Origin of the sequence: Nostoc sp. CALU 1950 (assembly GCF_051172895.1) — a bacterium.
In the GTDB taxonomy this organism is placed as follows: domain Bacteria; phylum Cyanobacteriota; class Cyanobacteriia; order Cyanobacteriales; family Nostocaceae; genus Nostoc; species Nostoc edaphicum_A.
Genome location: NZ_JBDNJQ010000248.1, coordinates 1 through 7994, shown reverse-complemented (window position 1 = coordinate 7994; position 7994 = coordinate 1). Strand labels below are relative to the sequence as shown.

11 protein-coding genes are annotated in these 7994 nt (G+C 40.7%); 4 read left to right on the top strand and 7 right to left on the bottom strand.

Features of this window, described 5'->3' with window-relative positions; translation table 11 throughout:
- Window positions 1-3 precede the first annotated feature (3 nt).
- The 6 genes from ABF638_RS35705 to bcp all read right to left on the bottom strand — a co-directional run bounded on the left by ABF638_RS35705 (window position 4) and on the right by bcp (window position 4193).
- Window positions 4-765, bottom strand: coding sequence for a cache domain-containing protein (locus ABF638_RS35705; RefSeq protein WP_435027498.1), 762 nt, complete (start codon window positions 763-765; stop codon window positions 4-6).
- Between the two features lie 264 nt (window positions 766-1029).
- Window positions 1030-2187, bottom strand: coding sequence for a cysteine desulfurase family protein (locus tag ABF638_RS35700; RefSeq protein ID WP_435027497.1), 1158 nt, complete (start codon window positions 2185-2187; stop codon window positions 1030-1032).
- Window positions 2188-2192: 5 nt separating this feature from the next.
- A complete protein-coding gene (locus ABF638_RS35695; RefSeq protein ID WP_435027496.1) occupies window positions 2193-2819 on the bottom strand; it encodes a type I restriction endonuclease in 627 nt (208 codons plus the stop codon).
- A 168-nt stretch (window positions 2820-2987) separates the two neighbouring features.
- Complete coding sequence (locus tag ABF638_RS35690) at window positions 2988-3284, bottom strand: hypothetical protein (RefSeq protein ID WP_435027500.1); 297 nt, start codon at window positions 3282-3284, stop codon at window positions 2988-2990.
- 35 nt (window positions 3285-3319) lie between these two features.
- A complete protein-coding gene (locus tag ABF638_RS35685; protein ID WP_435027495.1) occupies window positions 3320-3643 on the bottom strand; it encodes a hypothetical protein in 324 nt (107 codons plus the stop codon).
- Window positions 3644-3713: 70 nt separating this feature from the next.
- A complete protein-coding gene (gene bcp, locus ABF638_RS35680; RefSeq protein WP_435027499.1) occupies window positions 3714-4193 on the bottom strand; it encodes a thioredoxin-dependent thiol peroxidase in 480 nt (159 codons plus the stop codon).
- 104 nt (window positions 4194-4297) lie between these two features.
- Between bcp and ABF638_RS35675 the strand changes: the two genes are divergently transcribed.
- The 3 genes from ABF638_RS35675 to ABF638_RS35665 all read left to right on the top strand — a co-directional run bounded on the left by ABF638_RS35675 (window position 4298) and on the right by ABF638_RS35665 (window position 6019).
- Complete coding sequence (locus ABF638_RS35675) at window positions 4298-5152, top strand: FAD-binding domain-containing protein (RefSeq protein ID WP_435027494.1); 855 nt, start codon at window positions 4298-4300, stop codon at window positions 5150-5152.
- Window positions 5153-5155: 3 nt separating this feature from the next.
- On the top strand, window positions 5156-5584 hold the full coding sequence (locus tag ABF638_RS35670; protein ID WP_435027493.1) for a hypothetical protein: 429 nt from the start codon (window positions 5156-5158) through the stop codon (window positions 5582-5584).
- A 129-nt stretch (window positions 5585-5713) separates the two neighbouring features.
- Complete coding sequence (locus tag ABF638_RS35665) at window positions 5714-6019, top strand: hypothetical protein (RefSeq protein WP_435027492.1); 306 nt, start codon at window positions 5714-5716, stop codon at window positions 6017-6019.
- Between the two features lie 48 nt (window positions 6020-6067).
- Here the strand turns inward: ABF638_RS35665 and ABF638_RS35660 are convergent, their stop codons facing one another.
- Window positions 6068-6535 (bottom strand): response regulator, encoded by a 468-nt coding sequence (locus ABF638_RS35660; protein ID WP_340096013.1) that lies wholly within the window; start codon window positions 6533-6535, stop codon window positions 6068-6070.
- A 219-nt stretch (window positions 6536-6754) separates the two neighbouring features.
- Between ABF638_RS35660 and ABF638_RS35655 the strand changes: the two genes are divergently transcribed.
- The gene (locus tag ABF638_RS35655; protein WP_435027491.1) at window positions 6755-7771 is read left to right on the top strand and encodes an AraC family transcriptional regulator; all 1017 of its coding nucleotides are present in this window, start codon (window positions 6755-6757) and stop codon (window positions 7769-7771) included.
- The last annotated feature ends 223 nt before the right edge of the window (window positions 7772-7994 follow it).

The window sequence follows — 7994 nt, the reverse complement described above, 5'->3', positions numbered from 1 at the left end:
CCTTTATCTTGGGGTTTCCCCTTCTTTTTTGCTACCCCATCTCACATAAGGCGTAATATACTTTTTGGTACCGTCAATTTCCATCAACTGAATTCCCTGTTGTTTATTTACCATCTGCTGTGCGATCGCATTTAAATTGCGATCTGGAATTTTCAGCAGACTGGGTGCAGGTTTTTCTACCGTTGACATTAAGGCTGAGTCAGGATGAACAATCGCTTCTCCTTGAGAATTCAGAGCAAATGCATAGCTGTTTTTGCCGTAGCGCAGCGAGTTGACCACCTTAGCAATGTGATCGACCTTAACGTTGCCGTGAAAGACTCCAATCGGTGAATTATTAGTAGGAGAATTTGACCAAATTGGGGTGGCGATCGCAATTAAAGGAATACCTGTGGAACGACTAATAAAGGGATCAGAAATGTTGCTTTTTCCGGCTAGTGCTTTTTGAAAGTAGTCTCGATCCTTAATATTCTTATTTGACCGACCAACCTTAGTATTAGAAAACAAACCATCCGGGCTAACTATTTGGAAAAAGAAAAATTCATTGATCCGCTCAACTTCTGACTTTAAATAGGGTTCTGCCACAGACCAGTCTAAGGAGCGTATAGTTGAAGTATGAGCAAGGGTTTGCACCTCCACTTTGCGAACATGCAACCACTCTTCAATTTCACCAACCCCTTTCTGTACCTCTAAAAAAGCTTTTCCTCTCAAGTCTTCTAGGGTTATTTTCCGAGCAGCCTGATAGCTAAAATAGGCAGAAATACTCACAATAAGAGTAGTGCCACCGAGAATAAATCTGATCAGCAAATTGTGCGAGGAATGTATTTTGGTGTCAGATAGGCTGGAATTGGCTCTTATCAAAGGTTCTTTCCTTAAATAATTAGTTCCTTAAGCAAAAAAAAGGGCTATATTTAGATTGCCCAAAAAATTATTTATAATCGCAGCCTTGATTGTTACCCATAGCAAAATAATCAATAGACCTGCCTTGAAAAAAGGTAAACCTCTTATTAGAGGCATTGCTAGCTTTTATGCTTACCGTTTATTTTGTAAACTTTGAATGGTAGCGATCGCATGTTTCGCCACAATATCAATCTCCTCTTGGGTATTGAAGCGTCCAATACCAAACCTCACTGAGGCATAAGCTAGCTTTTCTGAATGTCCCAATGCTGTGAGAACATGGGAAGGTGCAGTATTTGTTGACGAGCAAGCAGAACCAGAAGATACGGCCATTACTGGCTGCAATCCTAGCAAAAGTGCGGCTCCATCCACTCCCTCAACACTGATACTCAAGTTTCCCGCCAATCGCTGTTGCGGATGTCCGTTGAGATGAATTCCTTCAACTTGCGAAAGCTGTTCCCACAATCTTTGTCTTAACTGGGTGAGGCGTTGGGTTTCTATTTCTTGTTCAGCTAAAGCGATTTCTACAGCTCTCCCAAAGCCGACAATTTGCGGTGTATACAATGTACCAGAGCGCATTCCCCGTTCATGTCCACCACCGTGCTGCTGCGGAGCCAGTTGTACTCTGGGATCGCGTCTGCGGACGTACAGCGCTCCAATGCCTTTGGGGCCATATACTTTATGGGCTGTTAGCGACATCAAGTCAATTTTCATCGCTTGGACATCCAAGGGAATTTTACCAATAGCTTGGGCTGCATCGGTGTGGAAAATGATGTTGTGTTCATGGCACATTTCCCCAATTTCTGCCAAAGGCTGTAACACACCAATTTCGTTATTTGCAGCCATCACCGATACCAAAATTGTCTCAGGACGGAAAGCTTTTTTTAACTCAGTTAAATCAATCAATCCATCTTTTTGGACAGGGAGAATAGTAATTTCAAAACCGAGACTTTTTAAATAATTACAAGGATCAATAACTGCACTATGTTCAGTTGCAACAGTAATAATATGCTGACCTTTTTTAAAATAAGCTTCAGCAACACCTTTAATAGCTAAATTATTCGCTTCTGTTGCACCACTCGTAAACACAATTTCTTCTGGTGTGGCGTTGATTGCTGCTGCTAAAATTTCTCGCGTTTGCTTCACAGCAGCTTCTGCTTCCCAACCATAAACATGACTAATACTTGCTGGGTTGCCAAATTTTTCTGTGAAGTAGGGAAGCATTGCTGCTAATACCCGTTCATCTACGGGTGTAGTAGCGTGACAATCAAGGTAGATAGGACGAATAGACATAATTATTAACTTAAACTTTGACTCAAATTTTTTAATACACTTAGAACTTGATACAGTTCACTTTCTCGTTTCAAAAGTGTAAATTGGTCAGAAATAGCATACTTTGGCTGATTCTCTTTGGTAAGTTTCAGGAAAATAAAATCACTACCATTTGTTACTAATCCAAAAGCAGGTTTGTCTTGATTAGGATTAGCCAACATGTAAACAAGTGCTTGAGGTATGGCTTCTAAAAGAGAAAAGCTAGACCTTTTAGATTCAATTACTAACAACCAGAATTGTTCTTGAATAACTAAAACATCAATTCTACCTCTAATGATTTCTCCTTCATCTTCCGCAGAAATTTCTATTGATTCCTCGCCTCTCATATAAAAAGGCTCATCATAAAACCCAGCTAAATTGAGTAAAGGAGATAAAACTACTAATTTAACTGTTTCTTCTGACAAAGGAGGACGCTTGACTAAACGGAGAAAATGAAGTTTTATTCTGTCTAAATCTTGCTTTTCTAAATCTGTAATTTCCGGTAAATTTTCAAACCATTCTGTGAAAAATGCCTCATCTTCGGCTAGCTGTAAGCTAAATCTTTCTTCCAAATAGGCAAGCCCGATATTTTGTGCTTGGATAAATTGAACCATAATTTATTTCAAAGATGCAATATAACTATTATGACACTATTACAGTATTAACCTAATGGTTCAAGATAGCTTTGAGAGTTTGTAGTAAGCACTTTAGTGCTTAACTAAGAACTTGCTTACCTATAAATTTAAATTTGACATACGACTAGATAAAAAGAGTAAAGATAATTAATTTAAAACTTGACCTATTTTTTTTAATATATTCAAAACTTTATATAATTCATTTTCACGTCTATATAAAGTGAATCTATCAGATAAAGCATACATTAGTTTATCTTGTTTTATCAACTTGAGAAATTGGAAATCTTCTCCATTCATTACCAAGGAATATGTAGGACGATCAGGGTGAGGATTTGCCAGCATATAAGTTAGTGCTTGAGGAATCGCCTTGGCCAAGGAAAAACTAGACCTTTTAGATTCAATTATCAGTAACCATAGCTGATCTTGGAGAACTAAGACATCAATTTTACCTTTAATAATTTCTTTAGTATCTTCGGTAGTTACTTCATCATCAATGATAAAATTTCACTAATTTCTACACTTTCTTCAGTAGCAATATAAAAAGGAGGACGATAAAAACCAGCTAAATCTAGCAATGGAGATAATACTACCAATTTTACTGCTTCTTCTAAAAGAGGAGCATTTTCAAGAACGTTGAGATAGTTATTTTTAACTCTGTCTAAATATTGCTTTTCTAATTCGGAAATTTCAGGGATATAGTCAAAGCACTCTGTAAAAAATTGCTCATCTTCAGATTTATACAGAGCAAATTTTTTCTTTAAGTAGGCAAGAGTAACATTTTGGGCTTGGATGACTTGAATCATGTTTATTTTAGCGAAAAGCCTAATTCCTGACTTTAATTATCACGCTAACAGTTTCTAGCATCCAGCCGCGTTACGTGGCTGCTAATTCCCGTAATTTAGTTAAAACTGCTTGAGCATGACCTTTGGTTTTCACGTTAGGCCAAGTATAGACAATAATTTTATCGGGTGAAATTAGAAAAGTTGACCGAGCAACACCCATATATTCTTTGCCCATAAACTTCTTTAAGCGCCAAGCGCCGTAGGCTTCGATTAAAAGATGTTCTGGGTCACTTAAAAGGGTGATTGACAAGTTATGTTTGCTGATAAATTTACAATGGGACTTAGCCAAATCTGGACTTACGCCTAAGATTTTTGCTCCCAGTGCGCTGAAGTCTTGATACAACTCGGTGAAATCTTTCGCTTCGGTGGTACAGCCTGGTGTGTCATCTTTGGGGTAGAAGTAGAGGACAATCCACTGACTGCTGAGGTCTTCGAGAGTGACTGAATTGCCATTTTGGTCAGGGGTGGAAAAATCTGGCGCTGGTTGTCCGACTTGGGGAATGTTGCTCATGATGGGGGTGTGAGAGATTGTATGGGCGTAGCTCGTCGTAAATATCGCTTTACAATTGTACATAGATTGAGCTATGCCTACGCACCCATTCATGTTTGCTGACAATGACTAAAGATATGCAACGCGAATTTACCAACCGCGATGAGTTGGTAGCCTACCTGCGCGAACAATTCCCAGGTGCAGCACAACGCGATGACCACATCAGCGAAACTTTGGGGGGACGCAAAGCGGCACAAAACGCGCTGCAAAAAATTGACCCAGTTCGCTACGCGCAAACACGTAATTTTTTCACAGGTGCAGTTACGCGACTTTCGCCTTATATCCGCTATGGCGTTTTAAGTTTGCGAGAAATTCGAGATTATGTCCTCAACCAAGTACAGCAACAAGATGATGCTACGAAACTAATTAACGAGTTAGGCTGGCGCGACTATTGGCAACGGTTGTATATGAAGTTGGGGGATGAAATCTGGAAAGACCAGGAAGAGTACAAAACTGGTTATACTGTGGGCGAATATGCACCCGAATTGCCGCACGATATCAAAGAAGGAAGTACCGGCAGAGTTTGCATCGACAGCTTTAGTCGTGATTTGAAAGAAACAGGCTATCTACATAACCACGCTCGAATGTGGTTAGCGGCTTATGTTATCCATTGGCGGCGTATTCGTTGGCAAGCTGGAGCCAAATGGTTTCTCGAACACCTTTTAGACGGAGATCCTGCTAGTAATAATATGTCATGGCAGTGGGTTGCTAGCACCTTTAGTCATAAACCGTATTTTTTCAACCGTGAAAACTTAGAACGCTACACTAAAGGCATTTATTGCCAGAAATGTCCCCTCTATGGTCATTGTGATTTTGAAGGCAGTTATGAAGAATTAGAACAGCGACTTTTTCCCAAAGGCAAATTTAGCAAACAAGCCAATAGCCAAAGTTGGCAGCGTGGAAAGAAAGGTAAAAAATGAAAAATGAATAAACCAATTGTTTGGGTACATGGAGACTGCCTAAGTCCAAATAATCCCACATTACAAAAATACCCCGATGCTCCAGCTATCTGGGTTTGGGACGAGGCTTTGATAGAGGAATGGCAATTGAGTCTTAAACGTCTGACTTTTATCTACGAATGTTTGCTAGAGTTACCTGTTGTTATCCGCCGTGGCGATGTGGCACAAGAAGTTTTAACTTTTGCTCAAGAACATGATGCTAATTTAGTTGTCACAGCCAATAGTCCCAGTCCCCGATTTGATGATATCTGTAATCAGATGGAGCGTTCTATAGCAGTGGAAGTGCTAGAGGTAGAACCACTTTTTGACTATGACGGCTATATTGACTTGAAACGGTTCTCGCGCTACTGGAAAGTGGCTCAAAATTATGTTTATCAAAAGCCCTCACCCTAAGCTCGACTTTATCCATTTTTTGGCAACGCTCAAACTGGCGCTGAAACCTTTGTGGGACGGTAGTTTTACTTTTTAGATTTTACCGAGAATCTGTGACGTGGAAAAAGTATTTGCCAAAAAGCTAGGGTTTTGCCGGATAAAGAAAACCCCAAACGTGCCGAACGACATTGGTTAGCCATCGCTCTCGCTACTTTCTGGCTGGTTGGTGTTGGCAGTGAGGCTGATGCTACACCTCCTAATAGTAATTATGATGACTTGCCACCAGATCACATAGCACGTACTCAACCACCAGCTAAAAAACCAACACGTTTTTTAAGTTGTTTTCGACGCGGTTTTATTCAGATTATTGTTACCTTGTTACTCGGTCAACCTTTGCCTATTGGTAGCTTCTTCCCTGAATCTTGGAGAAGTCCCACAGCTTTCTCATCGGCTTAAACAAAAAACCTGCCCTTGAAAGCCCTGCTCCCCTGCCCCTCTGCTCCCTCATCCCCTATTTTCAAGCGATGAAGTTGGTTTGCGTAACACTACCCCTAATAGTAGTTTTACTACTTCTGTGATTAACAGCTTCGGGGTAGAAGACTTTTGAAGATATATATGAAACCCAAACGCCAGAGCCTTTTCAGAGGAATTATCTTCAACACTGCCAGTAAAAGCAATTGCCGGAATTTCTCTTTTTTGTGGATGCGTAAGTGTTCTAACTTTCTGTATTAACCAATACCCAGACTTTTCTGGCATAGCAATATCACTTATTAAAAGATCCACCGGGAATTGTTTAATGATTTCAAATGCTGCCGCAGCTGATGATGCGGTCATCACATGAATTCCATAGCTTTCAAAAATATAGCTAATTAGAATCAAGATATCGTTTGTGTCATCTACCGCAAGAATTGTCAACCCTTTAAAGATATCTATATCATCTTCAAGATGCAAATCAAAAAAATTATCTGACACGATCCCAGAGCCTCCCTAGTTGCTTGATCAATTTTTAGGCAAAGTTGGTCAAGTGAGTATATTTTTGGGAGCTTGCTAATCAAGCCCCTTTATCTATGAAGTTACTGTTGTTATTTAGCTGGAAGCATTGATTCAATGCGACAAAAAGTTTGATATTTAAACCTCAAGCAGGTAATTACAATTAAATGACTAACAGCAATCTTCGTCGAGTCGTGTTGTATGTTCCACACTGTCTCAATTAAGTTTGTGCAAGGCATTCTCAATGCAGCGCGTGGTGTCAACTTACAGCCGGAGGCGCTCTTGGCTGCCATTGGACTCGATGCATCCATCCTTGAAAATGCTGATGCCCGAATTTCCCGCGAACAGTATTATGCTCTCTGGCAAGAGATTGTTCATCAGTCTGGCGATCGCTATATTGGTTTACATCTACCAGAATTTAATGTCCCCGCCACCTGGGATATACTTGGCTATGTGATTAATAGCTGCACAGACGTGGCTGAAGCGTTGTCAAGGATAGTCCGATACTCGGAATTGTTACACACAGGCATCAAGTTCTTTCTGAAAACCGAAGACAACGTAACCCAACTGACTAGTATTATTTTCGGACTACCTCAACCGCCTGTGGTTTGCGTTCAGTGGGGTTTAGCAAGTATCGTCGTTGCTGTTCGCAGGATAACTGGACTAGATTGGGTGCCAATCCAAGTCAACTTTCCGATCTCAACACCAGAAGATATTTCTGCTTACCGCTGTTTATTTCGCGCTCTGTTAGAGTTCAATCAACCAACAGCGGAAATTTTATTTGATGTTGCTTTTCTTGGGCAACCAGTGTTGAAATCAGACCCTGGCCTATGTAGCATCCTTGATCGCTATGCTGAGGATTTGTTAGCTCGATTACCACGAAATGAAACTCTTGTAGACAGAGTACTTCAGCTGATTAGTGAAGGACTGCGTACTAGTAACCCTAGCTTGGAAGCGATCGCTCATCGTCTAGGATATACTCCTCGCACTCTGCAACGCCAACTTAAAAAAGCCGGAACTTCTTATCAAGAACTGTTAGACCAAATGCGGCAGCAGTTGTCCATTTACTATCTCCAAGAACGCCATATCGCCATCTGTGAAGTTGCCTTTCTCCTTGGCTTCTCAGAAACTAGCGCCTTCTATCATGCCTTTAAACGTTGGACAGGGACTACACCAGGCGAGTACCGCCGTAGTGTACATCTCTCGTTCCCAGCTTAACTTTTGCTTTTGGCTCCTTTATGACTTACGCACACTCTCTGCATCAAGCATCGCCATAAACGATCGCTATCCAACTGTTCAAGCCTGAATACTCGTTCATGACCCGCTTTGTGCCACGATGTTTTATCCTATCATCTACCCTTTTCTAAAAACCTGCCCTTGAAAGCCCTTAGAGGGTGTTTGAAAAGTAGGTCAGGGTGTAAAAAAGCTCTCTCAGTATAAG